The following is a 15,749-nucleotide window of genomic DNA, read 5'->3' as shown; positions in this document are numbered from 1 at the left end:
CACCACATCATTCAGTAATTGCATTTGATTGTACGGTAGGTGATTACAAGAGTAACGAAACAGCCTAGCAGCTTTTCATCTTTGATGACTCTCTCTCTGTATTCGTGAACAACCACGTTATGACTTCCACAGTGTGGACAGACTGGAGGTTCTTTTGGTTCCAGCTCAATAGTAATATCCCTGTCAGACACTTCAGAAAAAGAAATATTTGTAATCTTGAAGCCAGGAAAGAAGTTTTTAGATAAAAAATCAGATACAATACAAGACATGGGCGTTTCCTTCTTAAGTGTTGTTGTGCTTTTTTATCTTAAGAGAAAATGCCCTTTTTTGTTTAATTTATTTTCTAATATTCACTAGAAGTTTTTCATAAGCCACAGTTTTACTGAAGAACCTTTTTTAACTGCTGCAGTTTCCCAAAAGAAACTGTAGGGATTTTTGTTTATCCATCCATACCCCATCCGATTAAAGTGCATTTTGATGCACTTTTTTTATTCTCAATATTAAAATTTCCGTTTATGTCATAAAAATGCGATAATACACGGTTATCTATTATTTTGTTTTGGACATAGAAGTCCTTTTGGATACTGGTATATATCAATGGACAATTTAGAACAGGCCAAATTAAATGGCATAAACGCAGCAAATAATGCTAAAGATTTACAGGAATTAGAAGCTGTAAAAACAAATTTCCTTGGAAAAAAAGGTGAATTTACAGCCTTTATGCGTGAGCTTGGTAAGCTTTCTGCAGAGGAAAGACCTCAGAGAGGCGCTATCATCAATGAAGCTCGTCAGGCCGTTATTGATGCAATCGAAACCAAGAAGTCTCAGATTGAAAAGGCTCTTTTAGAGACCAAGCTTTCAAATGAAACTGTTGATATTACTCTGCCTGGTCGCAAGATTGAGCTTGGCAATGAGCATCCAATCAGCAGAACCATCCAGAGAATCAAGGAAATCTTCGGTTCTATGGGCTTTAGCGTTGTAGGCGGTCCTGAGATTGAAGATGACTATCATAACTTTGATGCTCTGAATCTTCCACCAAATCATCCTGCAAGATCTTCACAGGATACCTTCTCTGTTGAGAACGGTCTGCTGTTACGTTCACAGACTTCATCTGTACAGGTTCGTACCATGGAGACTCAGAAGCCTCCTATCAGAATCATTGCTCCTGGCCGTGTTTACAGAAACGACTATGACATGACCCATACCCCAATGTTCCATCAGGTTGAAGGTCTGCTTGTTGAAGAGCACACCTCATTTGCTGAGCTTAAGGGCGTGCTGCATGAGTTCCTGTTAAAATTCTTCGAGGAAGAACTTGAGGTCCGTTTCCGTCCTTCATTCTTCCCATTTACAGAGCCTTCAGCAGAGGTTGACCTTCGTCGTAAGGGCGGCAAGTGGCTAGAGGTTTTAGGTTGCGGAATGGTTCATCCAAATGTATTAAAGAATGTTGGTATCGACACTGACAAATATGTCGGCTATGCATTTGGTATGGGCGTTGAGCGTCTGACCATGCTGCGTTACGGTGTAAATGACCTGCGCGCATTCTTTGAAAATGACCTTCGTTTCTTAAAGCAGTTTGCCTAATACCTAAGTTTGGATAGATAAAAATGATTTTCAATAAATTATGGATTGATGAGTGGGTCAAGAATGACCTGGACGCAGAGCAGCTGTCTGACATGATTACCATGGCAGGTCTTGAGGTTGATTCTGTAAATGATGTTGCTGACAATTTCGATAATATCGTTGTTGGTAAGGTATTAGAGTGTGTTCCACATCCTGATTCAGACCACATGCATGTAACCAAGGTTGATGTAGGTAACGGTCAGGTATTCCAGATTGTCTGCGGTGCTCCAAACTGCCGTGAAGGTCTAAAGGTTTGCGCATCTCTAATCGGAGCCCACGTAAACGGCATTACCATCAAAAAGGCTAAGCTTCGCGGTGTTGAGTCAAACGGTATGCTATGTTCATACAAGGAACTTGGCATGTCAGAGGAGTCAAACGGTATTGTTGAGCTTCCTGAGGATGCTCCATTAGGAATGGATATCCGTGAGTACTTTAAGCTGAACGACAAGGCTATTGATGTTGATCTGACTTCAAACCGTCCTGACTGTCTTGGCATGAGCGGTATTGCCCGTGAGATTGCTGTACTGCTTGGCAAGAAGTTCGAGTATCCAAAGGTTGAGAAGGTTGCACCAACAATCAATGATATCTTCACTGTAGAAGTTGAAGATAAGGAAGCAAGTCCACGCTATATTTCACGTGTGGTTCGCGGTGTTAATCAGAAGGCTAAATCTCCTCTTTGGATGGTTGAAAGACTTCGTCGCTGCGGTATCCGTTCTGTATCTCCAATCGTAGACGTTACAAACTATGTAATGCTTGAGTACAGCCAGCCACTTCACTCATTCGATTTAAACAAGATTCACGACAAGATTGTTGTTCGCAAGGCTCATAAGGACGAGCCAATGACAGTTCTTTCAGGTGAGGAAGTTAAGCTTAAAGACAATACTCTGATTATTGCTGATTCAACCGGTCCTGTTGCTATGGCTGGTATTTTCGGCGGTCTGAACTCAGGTATTGATGAGAATACCACTGATGTTCTTTTAGAGTCAGCTTACTTCTCTGCAGATGCAATCAAGGGCAGAGCTCGTCAGTATGGTCTGAACACCGATGCTTCACACCGTTTTGAGCGTGGCGTTGATCCAATGAACCAGGCTCGCGCAATGGAGCGCGCAACTGCACTTCTAATTGAAATTGCAGGCGGTCAGGCTGGTCCTCTAAATGAGGTTGTATCAGAAGATAATCTTCCTAAGTACAAGGAAATTACCTTAAGACTTTCAAAGCTTGAGAAGGTTTTAGGTGTTGCTATTGATGCTGATACCGTATTCAAGATTCTTGATAACCTTGAGTTAAGTCCTAAGAAGATTGACGGTGGCTTTGTCTGTGTATCACCTTCATTCAGATTCGATATTGAAATCGAGGAAGATCTGATTGAGGAAGTTGCAAGAATCTACGGCTACAACAATATTCCTAATGCAACTCCTGTAAGTGATCTGTACATGGTTCACGAGAAAGAGGAAGTTGTTGAAGACCGCGACATCAAGAAGGTTCTTTGCGATATCGGCTACAATGAGGCCATTACCTATTCATTTACCGATCCTAAGGTTTTATCAGAGTTCTCTGATATCAAGCCTTTAATGCTGAATACTCCTATTTCACCTGAACTGTCAGCAATGCGTACTAGCCTGCTTGCAGGTCTTTGCATTGTTGCAAAATACAATGTAAATCGTCAGCAGCGTAAAGTTCGTCTGTTCGAGCAGGGCCTTCGCTATATTATCGATGAGTCTGCAGAGAACGGTGTAAGACAGGAAGCTATGATTGCTGGCATCAGTTTCGGTGATATTCACGATGAAAACTGGCACGAGAAGAACCGCAGTGTTGACTTCTTTGATGTAAAGGGTGATGTTGAGAATCTGCTTTCATTAAACGTTGATACCAAGGATATTTCTTTCGTTCGTACTACTGAGAAGTGTTTACACCCAGGCCAGGGTGCTGACATTCTTAAGAATGGCAAGAAGATTGGTTTTGTCGGTATGCTTCATCCTTTAGCTCAGAAGGCTTTAGGCTTTAAGCAGGCCGTTGGTGTGTTTGAGATTGAAAGAGCTGCAGTTGCAACCCGTGCAATTCCTGTTTATGAGCCAATTTCAAAATTCCCAAGCGTACGCCGTGATTTTGCTTTCGTAATTGAGAAGTCAGTTGCAGTTTCTGCATTAACTGATCTAATTTACGAGGTTGGCGGTAATATAGTAAAAGATGTAACCATCTTCGACGTATTCGAGGACGCTTCATTAGGTGATAAGCGTTCTGTAGCAGTTGGTGTTATTGCTCAGGCTCTAGAGCGTACTTTAGAGGATACTGAGGTTGATTCACTGGCTAACAGAATCATTGATGAAGCATCTAAGAAATTAGGCGCAGTACTTCGTTCATAATAGGAAAAATACATGGCTGATAAACAGATGACCTCTTTAGAGGAAAAACTTTCAGAATTAGAAAAACTTACCGTCCAGCTTGAGGATGGCAAGCTTCCAATTGATGAAGCAATTGCTGTTTACAGTCGTGGTATGGAGTTGGCTGTCTCCTGTAAACAGTCTCTGGATTCTCTGTCACAGAGGATCCAGATTGCAAAGAAAAATGCCCAGGAGGCTATTTCTTTAGAGAATTTTGAACCTCAAGGTTCAGAAACAGAATTCTAAGGATTATCAGTGGAATTAAAAGACTTTGCCGCATCAGTTTCCAAAAGGATTAATTCCTTTATGGAAGGTTATTTAAACAGCTTTGATAATGATGCTGCTTCTTTAAAGGACGCAATGCAGTACGGCCTTCTGTTAGGAGGAAAAAGAGCCAGACCTCTTTTGGTATATGCAACAGGCATGGCTTTAGGTCAAAGTCAGGATAAGCTTGATTATGCCGCCGCAGCGGTTGAATGTATTCATGCCTATTCCTTAATTCATGATGATATGCCAGAGATGGATAATGACAAGTTAAGACGTGGTCATGAAACTGTTCATGTTAAATTTGGACAGACTCTGGCTCTGCTGGCAGGAGATGCACTACAGACTCTTGCTTTTGAAATCCTCTCTGATAAAAAATCAGGCTTTTCAGACAAATCAGTTGCAAACCTAACACGTATTCTAGCCTCTAAAGCCGGCTATTCAGGGATGTGTGGCGGACAGGCGATTGATCTTGATTCTGAAGGAAAAAAACTAAGTTACGACCAGTTAAGATTACTTCATTCCAAAAAGACCGGAGCCCTTATCAGAGCAGCTGTCCTGATGGGCGCATACAGCTGTGATAATGTAAGTGAAGATGATATTGCAGTTTTGGATGAGTATGCAACCTGGACCGGTCTTGCTTTCCAGGTCTGGGATGATGTTCTTGATGTTATTGGTGATACCGCGGTAATGGGTAAGACCCAGGGCGCAGATATCAGTCTTGATAAGAGCACCTACCCATCATTACTTGGCTTAGAAGAATCAAAGAAATTTGCAGCAGAGTGTGCTGATAAGGCCATTGCTGCCTTATCCAGACTGAAGATTGATACTTCAATGCTAAAGCAGTTTGCTTTATTTACTGTAAACAGAGATCATTAAAACGTCGTGACTGAGATTATATCTACACCTTTACTTGATAAAATTCACTCTCCAGCGGATCTGCGCAAGCTTCCTGTTGGTGAGCTGAATGTCTTATGTTCAGAAATCAGAAAATACATTGTCGATTCAGTAAGTAAGACTGCAGGTCACCTGGCATCAGGTCTTGCAGTTGTTGAGCTTACCGCAGCTCTTCATTATGTTTTCGATACCCCAAATGACAAGATCATCTGGGATGTAGGTCATCAGTCATATCCTCACAAGATTCTTACCGGTCATAAGGAAGAGCTCAAAACCATACGTCAGCGTCATGGTCTGCATGCCTTCATCTGGAGAGGTGAGACTGATTATGATCTGATTTCAACCGGTCATGCTTCAACTTCAATCGGTTCAGCATTAGGTCTGGCCATTGCTCAGAAAAAACTGAAAACAAATAACAAGGTTGTTGCTGTAATCGGTGATGGAGCTCTGTCTGGAGGAGCCTCCTACGAGGCCATGAACTGTGCCGGTTCATGCAAGGATGTCGATCTTATCGTAATCCTGAACGACAACGAGATGAGTATTTCTCAGAATGTTGGCTCAATCTCCAAATATCTGGCTTCAATTCTAGCTAGTCCATACTATGTAAATTTTGTTGAAGGCGGTAAGAAGCTTCTTTCAAACCTTGATCTTCCTGGTATCAAGTCTCTTGCAGAAAAGGCTCAGGAGCACGTAAAGGGCATGATTATGCCTGGAACTCTATTTGAAGAGCTGGGCTTCAACTATATCGGTCCTGTTGATGGTCATGATATTGAAGGGCTTGTTTCAATTCTGCAGAATGTAAAGAAAATTGGCGGTCTACAGCTGGTTCATGTCGTAACCAAGAAGGGCAAGGGCTATACTCCTGCCGAAAAGGATCCGACAAAATATCATGGAGTTCCTTCTTTTGATCCTGAGCGCGGAATCGAATCTAAGATCTCCAAGGATCATGTAACCTATTCTGAAGGTTTTGGCAGATGGCTGTGTAAGAGAGCAGCTTCTGACAAGAAACTTATCGGTATAACTCCTGCTATGCCTGTAGGATCAGGCATGGAAGAGTTTGCAAAGGTATATCCTCAGCAGTTCTATGATGTTGGAATTGCCGAGCAGCATTCTATGATTTTTGCATCAGGTCTTGCAGCAGGCGGACTTCATCCCGTGGTTGCAATCTATTCAACCTTCCTGCAGAGAGCCTATGACGGTCTGATTCATGATATCGCAATTCAGAATCTGCCAATCATGATTGCTGTAGACAGAGGTGGAATTGTAGGTCCTGATGGTCCAACCCACCAGGGAATGTTTGATATTGCCTTTATGCGCTGCATTCCTAATCTTGTAATCATGACTCCATCTGATCTGCGCGAGCAATATCTGATGCTGAATACAGGCTATAAGTCTAACCGCCCATGTGTGGTCAGGTATGAGAGAGGGGCTGACGATACGGATGTCTCAGATATTGCTTTGGATGATACCATTGAGATTGGTAAAGCAAAGACAGTTCGTCAGGGAAAGAAACTTGCCATCTGTGCCTTTGGTTCAGTTGTTAACAGACTTCGCGATATTGCTGAGCTTCATGATCTGACACTTGTGGATATGCGATTTGTTAAGCCTCTTGACGAGGATAAGATTAGAGACCTGGCAAGAACACACAAGTATATTGTTACTGTTGAGGAAGGTGTTGTTCATGGCGGTATCGGCCAGGAAGTTGCCTGCATCTGTCACGATGAGAATTCAAATATCACTGTTAAAACACTTGGTTTAGCCGACGAGTTTATTCCTGAAGGCAAGCGCGAAGAGCTTCTCTCTGAACAGGGACTTGACGTTTCTCATATTGAAAAGACTATTCTAAATCTAATGGAAGGATAACTATGCCATCATTTGATATTGTTTCTAAGCTGAAAAAAGACGAAGTTCAGAATGCCGTTGACAACGCAAACCGTGAACTTCAGACTCGCTACGATTTCAGAGGAGTTGAAGCTTCTTACAACTTTGACAAAACCAAGAATACAGTTAAGGTCGAGGCTGATGAGGAATTTCAGGTTCAGCAGATGGACGAAATTCTGAGAATGAAGCTTGTAAAGCGTAATATTGAAGCTACAGCTGCAGAGTTTTCTGAAATCACCCGTTCAGGAAAGAAATCAATTCAGAATGTGACCTTCAAGGAAGGTATCGATAAAGAGCTTGCCAAGAAGATTATCAAAATCATCAAGGATGCAAAGCTGAAGGTTGATGCAAAAATCAATGACGATATTATCCGTGTAACCGGAAAGAAGCGTGATGATCTGCAGGCAACAATTGCTCTTGTACGTGAAAGCAAGATTGAGCAGCCTTTACAGTACGAAAACTTCAGAGACTAATTAAGAGAGATTAAATTGAGCATTCTATCAGAGGAAAGAAAGACACTACTACGCCAGATATTTTCCATAAAAATGGGCCTGTGTCTGTGTCTGGGATTTGCCTCGGGAATGCCTCTGTTTGTCGTTCTGACTCTTATCGGCGCTTATCTTAGAAAAGAAGGCGTTGATTTAAAGGAAATCGGCCTTTTCTCTCTGGCATCTTTTCCTTATACCTGGAAATTTGTCTGGGCGCCTCTGGTTGATAGATTCAATCCTTTTGGTATCGGCAGACGTCGAGGATGGATAATCCTATCTCAGATCTTTGTCTTTGCATCTATTTTTATAATCGGTCTGTTTGATGCAAAAAATCAGACCATGGTTATTGCGGTTATTACCCTTATCCTGTCTTTCAGCTCTGCTACACAGGATATTGTAATTGATGCCTACAGACGAGAAATTCTCGCTGACAATGAGCTGGGACTTGGTACTTCGCTGTTTATTGCCGCATCCAGAGCTTCAAGTCTGATCCCTGCTGGTTTATCGTTAATTCTTGCCGAGTTTATTTCCTGGGAGATGGTGTTCTATATAACCGCTTCCTTTATGCTGCCTTGTCTGGTACTGTCCTTTTTCTTAAAGGAGCCTCTGTCCATTAACGCACCTCGTAATCTAAGAGAGGCGGTGGTTGAACCTTTCAGAGAGTTTGTTACCCGCAAGGGCCTAAAATCTCTGCTTTTAGTCATTCTGTTTGTGTTCTGCTACAAACTAGGTGATTCCATGGCAACCGCTCTGGCTACACCTTTCTATATAGATATGCATTATGATCTTTTAACTATAGGTCTGGTGGCTAAAAACTGCGGTATCTGGTCGATGATTATCGGTGGTATCATCGGCGGTGTAATCATGCTTAAGATCGGAATCAATAAAGCTCTGTGGGTATTTGGATTTGGTCAGCTGATTACAATTCTGGGCTATGCTCTTTTAGCTCATGTGGGGGAGGGGAGTGATGTATCTCCCTCAATCTGGCTGCTTGCTGCGGTGATTATTGCTGAATATCTGGGTGCAGGTCTTGGAACTGCTGCGTTTGTAGCCTTCATATCAGCCAAAACCTCTAAGGCATATGCTGCAACTCAGTTTGCATTACTTACTTCTCTGAGCGCGGTGCCACGCACTTTCTGCAACGCTACCACCGGCTACCTTGTTGAATCTCTAGGATGGGAGAATTTCTTCTACCTGTGTACAGTTCTAGCTATTCCTGGAATGCTTCTGCTCTTTAAGGTGGCCCCTTTCAATTCTGAAACCACAGACTAATTTCTATCTGTGGTGTAACTCACATGCACTGAGTGTTTGTTGTCTGAACTCGAGAGTTCTGAACCGTATCAAAGCATGTTCTCTAAGTACTCAAAATTTTCAGTCATAGCGGAACGGAACGTTTTGAATTACTAGGACATCATTCCTATGCTGGATAATCTTGTCAGTTCTTTTTCTTTCTCGTCATTCTCTGCAGTGGTATTGATTCTATCCATCCACATATCGCACAACTGAAGCATTTTCTCTAGTGTTGCTATAAAATCTTCGATATCTTTTGTAATATCGTTCAGCTTTTGAGAATGGATATGAATGGAGTCGCACCAGTAATGATCGGTAATTCTACCGACTTTTTTCGGATGTTTTTCACTCTATTTCGAGATATTCAGTGAAATTTGACCTGTTTTTCTGTCCATGTGAAAGAAAGTAAAAGCAAAAAGTGAATAAATGCGAACTCTGTTTGTGAAAATCATGGAAAGGAAAATTGTTTTCACTTTTAGACCTAAATCTAACATTTAAGATTTAAAGTTATTTTATTAGTATCAAAAATGGAAAACATGTCCCATAAATGCTAAAATCATTGAAAACACTTGCCGGCATTGAAAATGTGATTTTTTTTAATAGAAAAAATCGTTTTTTTTGTGTCATTGGCATGTAGGTAACTAGGATAAGTCTCCTTAATTAAATTTATTGGAACCGTCTATGATTAACATCAAAAAAGGATTGGATCTGCCTATTGGCGGCAAGCCTGAACAGTCGGTGAATGAGGGACCACAGGTAAAGCATGTTGCTTTAATCGGCACTGATTACATTGGTCTTCGTCCATCAATGGCTGTTGAAGCTGGTCAGAAAGTCAAGAAAGGTCAGGTTCTCTTTGAAGATAAGAAAAATCCTGGAACACGTTTCACCGCTCCTGCAGCAGGTACAGTAGTAGCTGTTAACAGAGGCGAGCGTCGTGCCTTCCAGTCTTTAGTAATTGAAGTAGATCCTAACGGTGAAAGCGTTGAGTTTAAGAAAACCAGCTCTGAAAACCTGTTAGGCCTGTCCTCAAAAGAAGTTATTGATGAGCTTGTTGAGTCTGGTATGTGGACAGCATTCCGTACTCGTCCTTACGATAAGGTACCTGCTATCGGCTCACTTCCTCATTCAATTTTCGTAACAGCTATGGATACCAATCCTCTTGCTGCTGATCCTAAAGTAATCATCGATGCTGAAGCTCAGGCTTTCGCTGATGGTCTTAAGGTATTAAGCCGCATAGGCGATTTCAAGGTATACGTATGTAAGGGTGCTTATGAGCTTCCTTCTGTAAACGTACCAAATGTACAAGAGGAAACCTTCGTAGGTCAGCATCCAGCTGGTTTAGCTGGTGTTCACATCCACAATCTTGACCCTGTTTCAGAGACCAAGACTGTATGGCACATTGGCTATCAGGATGTGATTGCAATTGGTCACCTGTTCGTTGAAGGTGAACTATATAACGCTCGCGTTATTTCAATTGCTGGTCCTCAGGCTAAGAATCCTCGTTTAGTAAAGACCCTAATGGGTGCATCAACTGCTGAACTAGTTGCAGATGAAATCCTTCCTTCAGCTTCAGGCGTTCGTGTAATCTCTGGAACTGTGCTTTGGGGTAACATCGCAGTTGGTCCTTATGCATACATGGGTAGATATCATCAGGGAATCGCTCTTCTGGAAGAAGGCAAGAACAATGAGTTCTTCCTTGCAAACTGGATGGGCCTAGGTGCACGTCGTCACTCTGCAACCCGCGCATTCCTTGCAAACTTTATCAAACCAAGTTCTTATATTTTCAATACCGCTTTAAATGGTGGCCCTCGTTCAATCCTTCCAATCGGTTGTTACGAGAAGGTTCTTGCTCCATATGATGTAGAAGCAATTATGTTATGTAGAGCAATCGATATGAATGATACCGACCAGGCAAAGCTATTAGGTATTCTTGAATTTTCTGAAGAAGACATTGCATTGGCTACTTATGTTTGCCCAGGCAAAAATGACTTCGGTCCATTGCTTCGCAGAAGCTTAACCAAGATCGAAGTGGAGGGTTAATAAGTGTTATTAGATGCATTAAAGAAATTCTCCCTTCTATTCACTAAAGGTGGACTATTATCATGGTTCTATCCTTTATATGAAGGTACTTTCACTTTCCTATACAGTTCAGGCCGAGTAACAACTGGCAGAACTCACGTTCGTGATTTCGCTGAATTCAAGCGTATCATGATTATCGTTTGGTTCGCAGTTTTCCCTGCTATGTTCTGGGGTTTCTATAACATTGGTAATCAGACAGTAACTGCTATTGCCTCTCTGCCAAATGCTATGGATATCGTTTCACAGAGCTACAGCCTAATCAGCGCTGACTGGCACTATGCATTAGCACAGTTATTCGGTGCTTCTCTAGGTGCAGACGCTGGTCTATATTCAAAGATGGTAATTGGTGCAGTTTACTTCCTGCCAATTTACATCGTTGTATTCGCTGTAGGTGCTTTCTGGGAAGTTCTATTCTGTCTAGTTCGTCACCATGAAATTAACGAAGGTTTCTTCGTAACTTCTATCGTGTTCGCTCTAGTTGTTCCACCAACCATGCCATTATGGCAGGCTGCTTTAGGTATTTCTTTCGGTGTTCTAATCGGTAAAGAAGTATTCGGTGGTACTGGTAGAAACTTCGTAAACCCTGCTCTATGCGGTCGTGCTTTCCTATTCTTCGCATATCCTGCATCAATTTCTGGTACCAACTGCTGGGTTCCAGTAGACGGTTTCTCAGGAGCAACTCCTCTGGCTCAGTGGGCTTCAGGCGGTGAGAAGGCTCTTGTTGACGCAGCTGGTAATGCAATCAACTGGATGGATGCATTCCTAGGTAATATCCCTGGTTCAATCGGTGAAGGTTCAACAGCAATGATTCTTGTTGGTGCTGCTATCATCCTTGCAACCGGTGTTGCTTCATTCCGTATTATGGCTGGTATCCTTATTGGCGCATTCCTAACAGCTACATTGTTTAACTCAATTGGTTCAGTAACCAATAACATGTTCTCAATGCCATTTGCATGGCACGCTGTTCTAGGTGGTTTTGCCTTTGGTACTGTATTTATGGCAACCGATCCTGTATCAAGCTCATTCACCAACAAAGGTAAGTGGGCATTCGGTGTACTGATTGGTGTTATGGTTATCCTAATCCGTACCGTAAATCCAGCTTATCCAGAAGGTATGATGCTTGCTATTCTGTTCGCTAACTGCTGGGCTCCTTTATTCGACTACCTAGCAACTTCACGCGATATTAAGAGGAGAGCTGCCCGTGTCAAAGCTTAATAAAGACTCAGTATTAGGTACCTTTGTTATCATTGTTACCTTCTGCTTGGTATGCTCAGTGCTAGTTTCATCTGCTGTTGTAGCATTAGATCCATTCAAGGCTGCTGCTGTTGCAAATGACCGTCAGGTAAATATTCTGAAGGTTTCTGGCTTTGAGGTTAAAGGCTCTGTTGCCAAGACCTTCAAAGAGCATATCGAATCACATCTGATTGATGTTGAAACCGGTTCTCTGGCTGATGACGTTGTTCCTGCTTCTCAGATTGAGGGCTACAACTTCGCTTCACTAGCTAAGAAGCCAGATTCATCAGTTAAGATTCCTAAGGACCGTGACGTTGCAGGTATCTTAAGCCGCGCTAAGTACATGCCTGTATACTTCGCAAAGGATGAAAACGGCAAAGTTGCTCGTGTAATTCTTCCTTTCTATGGTCAGGCTCTATGGTCTACCGTATATGGTTATGTTGCACTATCTCCTGTTGATGCTAACACCATTCTAGGTGTTACCTTCTACTCACATGGTGAGACCCCAGGTCTAGGTGGTGAGATCGATAACCCACGCTGGCAGGCTTTATGGGTTGATAAGAAGTTAACCAACGAGAACGGCGAGTATAAGTTCCACATCGTTAAGAATGCCGCTGATAAGAATCATGAAATTGATGCTCTGTCAGGTGCAACCTTAACTTCAGTTGGCGTAGATAAAACTGCAGCTTTCTGGTTGGGTGATGCTTACAAACCATTCTTAGAGAAACTAAGCAAAGGGGAGATCATTGTAAATGAGTAAGGGTCCAAGTCTAAAGGAGATATTCCTAACTCCAATCATTGCAAATAACCCTGTAATGATTCAGATCTTAGGTATCTGTTCTTCTCTAGCTGTTACCTCTAGCATGAAGACTGCTTTTGTTATGGGTTTATCTGTAACTGCTGTATGTTCATTAGCTAACCTGGCTATTTCAATCGTACGCAATTACATCCCTAACTCAGTACGTATTATTGCTCAGATGACAGTTATTGCATCACTGGTTATTCTGGTTGACCAGATCTTAAAGGCATTTGCTTACGATCTGTCAAAACAGTTATCAGTTTATGTTGGTTTGATTATTACCAACTGTATCGTTATGGGTAGAACCGAAGGTTTCGCTCTTAAGTCAGCTCCACTTCCATCACTGCTTGATGGTCTAGGAAATGGTTTAGGCTACATGCTGGTTCTATGCGTTGTTGCAACTATCCGTGAATTATTCGGTGCTGGCACTTGGTTTGGTATGACCGTATTAGAGTCCGTTAATAACGGAGGCTGGTATGTTCCATGCGGACTATTAGTAATGCCACCATGCTCATTCTTCCTACTAGGTCTTCTAATCTGGGGTGTTAAGTCATTCCGTAAAGATCTTCAGGAACCTCTTGAGTACGATACTCACAGGGAGGATTACTAATAATGTTAGAACATTATCTATCCCTCTTTATTAAGAGTGTTTTCATTGAAAACATGGCTCTGGCATTCTTCCTGGGTATGTGTACCTTCTTGGCTGTTTCCAAGAAAGTTACCACATCTGCAGGTTTAGGTGCAGCCGTTATTATGGTTCAGCTGTTAGCAGTTCCTGTTAATAACTTAATCAACACTTACATCCTAAAGCCAGATGCACTTGTTGTTGGTCTTGATCTTTCATTCCTAAGCTTCATTACCTACATCGGTGTTATTGCAGCTCTGGTTCAGATTCTGGAAATCTTCCTGGATAAATACGTACCTTCACTGTACGCTGCTCTAGGTATCTTCCTTCCTCTGATTACCGTAAACTGCGTTATCTTCGCTGGTGTATCCTTCATGGTACAGCGTGAATATACCTTCACCGAGTCAGTTGTATACGCTTTAGGTTCTGGTTCCTCATGGGCACTTGCAATTATCATCTTAGCTGCTATTAACGAGAAGCTGAAGTATGCTAATGCACCAGGTGGTCTGCGTGGATTACCTCTAACCTTTATCACAGCAGGTCTGATGGCTGTTGCCTTCATGTCCTTCTCTGGTATTCAGTTATAAGGGGGATTCATGTTTACTATCGTTTCTGGTGTTGCAATGTTCGTTGCTATCGTTGTTATCCTGGTAGCATTGATTCTTGTTGCAAGAAAGTTCCTGGTTCAGTCAGGTGACATCACCATTGGTGTTAATGACGATCCAAAACTGGACATGAAGTGTCCAGCAGGCGGTAAGCTTCTAAACGATCTATCAGAGAAGGGCATTTTCGTTTCTTCTGCTTGTGGTGGTCGTGGTGCTTGCGGTCAGTGTAAAGTAAGAGTTACAGAAGGTGGCGGTAACGTTCTTCCTATTGAGTATTCTCACTTCTCAAAGAAGGAGATTAGGGAAGGCTGGCGTTTAGCATGTCAGGTTACAGTTAAGAATGACTGTAAGATTGCTCTACCTCCTGAGGTATTCGGTGTTAAGAAGTGGGAATGTGAGGTTATTTCTAACCACAACGTTGCTACCTTCATTAAAGAGCTGCGCTTACGTATTCCAGAGGGTGAGGAAGTTCCATTCCGTGCTGGTGGTTATATTCAGATCGAAGCACCTGCTCATACTGTTAAGTATGCAGATTTCGATATTGAGCCTCAGTTCATCGGTGCTTTCAAACACTTTGGTTTCGATAAGCTGGTTTCAAAGGTTGATACTCCAACTATCAGAGCTTACTCAATGGCAAACTACCCAGGTGAGAAAGGTCTGATCATGTTGAATGTTCGTATTGCTACACCTCCATTCAGCAATCCATCTGCTCCTCCAGGAATCATGTCTTCATACATCTGGAGCTTGAAGCCTGGTGATAAGGTTACTATTTCAGGTCCATTCGGTGAGTTCTTCGCTCGCGATACCGACAATGAAATGGTATTCATCGGTGGTGGTGCTGGTATGGCTCCTATGCGTTCACACATTTTCGATCAGTTAAAGAGATTGAATTCAAAGCGCAAGATTTCATTCTGGTATGGTGCACGTTCATTAAACGAAGTTTTCTATGCTGACGAGTTTGACCAGTTAGCTAAGGAACATCCAAACTTCACATGGCATTTAGCTCTGTCTGATCCACAGCCAGAAGATCACTGGACTGGCTTAACAGGCTTTATTGCTAACGTTCTGTATGAGCAGTACTTACGTGATCACAAGAATCCTGAGGATTGTGAGTACTACATGTGCGGACCTCCAATGATGTCTAAATCAGCTGTTGATATGTTACATTCACTGGGTGTTGAAGACGAGAATATCTTATTTGATAACTTCGGTGGTTAATAATCACAGTTGCTGTAAAGCAATATCCTAAACTTTGTTAATTTTTATATGTTTAGGTTTCTAGTAGAGGCAGGACTAAAACTCCTGCCTTTATTTTGCCTGAGCCTCGAGCTTGTTTAAAACGATCTCCAGTTCATCAAGAGATCTGATGTCATCATCCTCATCTACGTCTTCTTCCTCTTTACCGACTTTTCCATATGGTTCAGGTGTTGGCAGAGGAATATCTAAAGCATTCAAAAGCTCTTTCTGAACACCGGTAACTTCTGAATAATAAGCACCATTTCTGAATACAGTCTGTTCAATCGAATCAAGCATAGCCAGAAGTTTGTTGTCAGAATCATAAGGAAGCTGCATTCCTTTTTTGCTGGC

General features: G+C 42.2%; 15 protein-coding genes. 13 read left to right on the top strand and 2 right to left on the bottom strand.

The annotated features are described in order from the left end of the window. Positions 1-11: 11 nt before the first annotated feature. Entirely contained in the window at positions 12-269 is a 258-nt protein-coding gene (locus tag B5D46_RS10720) for a transposase family protein (RefSeq protein ID WP_078929057.1), read from the bottom strand. A gap of 328 nt (positions 270-597) precedes the next feature. Between B5D46_RS10720 and pheS the strand changes: the two genes are divergently transcribed. The 13 genes from pheS to nqrF all read left to right on the top strand — a co-directional run bounded on the left by pheS (position 598) and on the right by nqrF (position 15,380). After that, the gene (pheS, locus tag B5D46_RS10715; RefSeq protein ID WP_078929450.1) at positions 598-1,581 is read left to right on the top strand and encodes a phenylalanine--tRNA ligase subunit alpha; all 984 of its coding nucleotides are present in this window, start codon (positions 598-600) and stop codon (positions 1,579-1,581) included. 23 nt (positions 1,582-1,604) lie between these two features. Next, complete coding sequence (gene pheT / locus B5D46_RS10710; RefSeq protein ID WP_078929449.1) at positions 1,605-3,983, top strand: phenylalanine--tRNA ligase subunit beta; 2,379 nt, start codon at positions 1,605-1,607, stop codon at positions 3,981-3,983. A 12-nt stretch (positions 3,984-3,995) separates the two neighbouring features. Beyond that, positions 3,996-4,247, top strand: a complete 252-nt coding sequence (xseB, locus tag B5D46_RS10705) for an exodeoxyribonuclease VII small subunit (protein WP_051639266.1) — start codon at positions 3,996-3,998, stop codon at positions 4,245-4,247. 9 nt (positions 4,248-4,256) lie between these two features. Continuing rightward, the gene (ispA, locus tag B5D46_RS10700; protein WP_078929448.1) at positions 4,257-5,144 is read left to right on the top strand and encodes a (2E,6E)-farnesyl diphosphate synthase; all 888 of its coding nucleotides are present in this window, start codon (positions 4,257-4,259) and stop codon (positions 5,142-5,144) included. A 6-nt stretch (positions 5,145-5,150) separates the two neighbouring features. After that, positions 5,151-7,025, top strand: a complete 1,875-nt coding sequence (gene dxs, locus B5D46_RS10695) for a 1-deoxy-D-xylulose-5-phosphate synthase (RefSeq protein WP_200805056.1) — start codon at positions 5,151-5,153, stop codon at positions 7,023-7,025. A 2-nt stretch (positions 7,026-7,027) separates the two neighbouring features. After that, positions 7,028-7,516, top strand: coding sequence for a YajQ family cyclic di-GMP-binding protein (locus tag B5D46_RS10690; RefSeq protein ID WP_031491369.1), 489 nt, complete (start codon positions 7,028-7,030; stop codon positions 7,514-7,516). A 15-nt stretch (positions 7,517-7,531) separates the two neighbouring features. Beyond that, positions 7,532-8,803, top strand: a complete 1,272-nt coding sequence (locus B5D46_RS10685; RefSeq protein ID WP_234973842.1) for an AmpG family muropeptide MFS transporter — start codon at positions 7,532-7,534, stop codon at positions 8,801-8,803. A gap of 699 nt (positions 8,804-9,502) precedes the next feature. After that, the gene (locus tag B5D46_RS10680) at positions 9,503-10,861 is read left to right on the top strand and encodes a Na(+)-translocating NADH-quinone reductase subunit A (RefSeq protein ID WP_078929446.1); all 1,359 of its coding nucleotides are present in this window, start codon (positions 9,503-9,505) and stop codon (positions 10,859-10,861) included. Between the two features lie 3 nt (positions 10,862-10,864). Further along, a complete protein-coding gene (locus B5D46_RS10675) occupies positions 10,865-12,115 on the top strand; it encodes an NADH:ubiquinone reductase (Na(+)-transporting) subunit B (RefSeq protein ID WP_078929445.1) in 1,251 nt (416 codons plus the stop codon). Next, complete coding sequence (locus B5D46_RS10670; protein WP_078929444.1) at positions 12,102-12,893, top strand: Na(+)-translocating NADH-quinone reductase subunit C; 792 nt, start codon at positions 12,102-12,104, stop codon at positions 12,891-12,893. The genes B5D46_RS10675 and B5D46_RS10670 overlap by 14 nt, the downstream gene beginning before the upstream one ends. Next, positions 12,886-13,542 carry an NADH:ubiquinone reductase (Na(+)-transporting) subunit D gene (locus tag B5D46_RS10665; RefSeq protein ID WP_031491364.1) on the top strand — a complete coding sequence of 219 codons (657 nt, stop codon included), beginning with the start codon at positions 12,886-12,888 and terminating at the stop codon, positions 13,540-13,542. Before B5D46_RS10670 ends, B5D46_RS10665 begins: the two co-directional genes overlap by 8 nt. Before the next feature lie 2 nt (positions 13,543-13,544). Beyond that, positions 13,545-14,144, top strand: coding sequence for an NADH:ubiquinone reductase (Na(+)-transporting) subunit E (gene nqrE / locus B5D46_RS10660; protein WP_078929443.1), 600 nt, complete (start codon positions 13,545-13,547; stop codon positions 14,142-14,144). Between the two features lie 9 nt (positions 14,145-14,153). Continuing rightward, positions 14,154-15,380, top strand: coding sequence for an NADH:ubiquinone reductase (Na(+)-transporting) subunit F (gene nqrF / locus B5D46_RS10655; RefSeq protein WP_078929442.1), 1,227 nt, complete (start codon positions 14,154-14,156; stop codon positions 15,378-15,380). Between the two features lie 90 nt (positions 15,381-15,470). Here the strand turns inward: nqrF and B5D46_RS12220 are convergent. Beyond that, positions 15,471-15,749, bottom strand: a 279-nt coding sequence (locus tag B5D46_RS12220) for a hypothetical protein (protein WP_078929441.1), incomplete at its 5' end; no start/stop codon positions are given.

Source organism: Succinivibrio dextrinosolvens DSM 3072 (assembly GCF_900167015.1).
In the GTDB taxonomy this organism is placed as follows: Bacteria; Pseudomonadota; Gammaproteobacteria; order Enterobacterales; family Succinivibrionaceae; genus Succinivibrio; species Succinivibrio dextrinosolvens.
The sequence above is the reverse complement of the archived record's forward strand: the minus strand, read 5'-3'. Positions and strand labels throughout refer to the sequence as shown.

Excerpts from the sequence above, each read along its gene's own strand:
- B5D46_RS10720 (WP_078929057.1), bottom strand. The coding sequence starts at position 269 with ATGTCTTGTATTGTATCTGATTTTTTATCTAAAAACTTCTTTCCTGGC.
- pheS (WP_078929450.1), top strand. The coding sequence starts at position 598 with ATGGACAATTTAGAACAGGCCAAATTAAATGGCATAAACGCAGCAAAT.
- pheT (WP_078929449.1), top strand. The coding sequence starts at position 1,605 with ATGATTTTCAATAAATTATGGATTGATGAGTGGGTCAAGAATGACCTG.
- xseB (WP_051639266.1), top strand. The coding sequence starts at position 3,996 with ATGGCTGATAAACAGATGACCTCTTTAGAGGAAAAACTTTCAGAATTA.
- B5D46_RS10690 (WP_031491369.1), top strand. The coding sequence starts at position 7,028 with ATGCCATCATTTGATATTGTTTCTAAGCTGAAAAAAGACGAAGTTCAG.
- B5D46_RS10680 (WP_078929446.1), top strand. The coding sequence starts at position 9,503 with ATGATTAACATCAAAAAAGGATTGGATCTGCCTATTGGCGGCAAGCCT.
- B5D46_RS10665 (WP_031491364.1), top strand. The coding sequence starts at position 12,886 with ATGAGTAAGGGTCCAAGTCTAAAGGAGATATTCCTAACTCCAATCATT.
- nqrE (WP_078929443.1), top strand. The coding sequence starts at position 13,545 with ATGTTAGAACATTATCTATCCCTCTTTATTAAGAGTGTTTTCATTGAA.
- nqrF (WP_078929442.1), top strand. The coding sequence starts at position 14,154 with ATGTTTACTATCGTTTCTGGTGTTGCAATGTTCGTTGCTATCGTTGTT.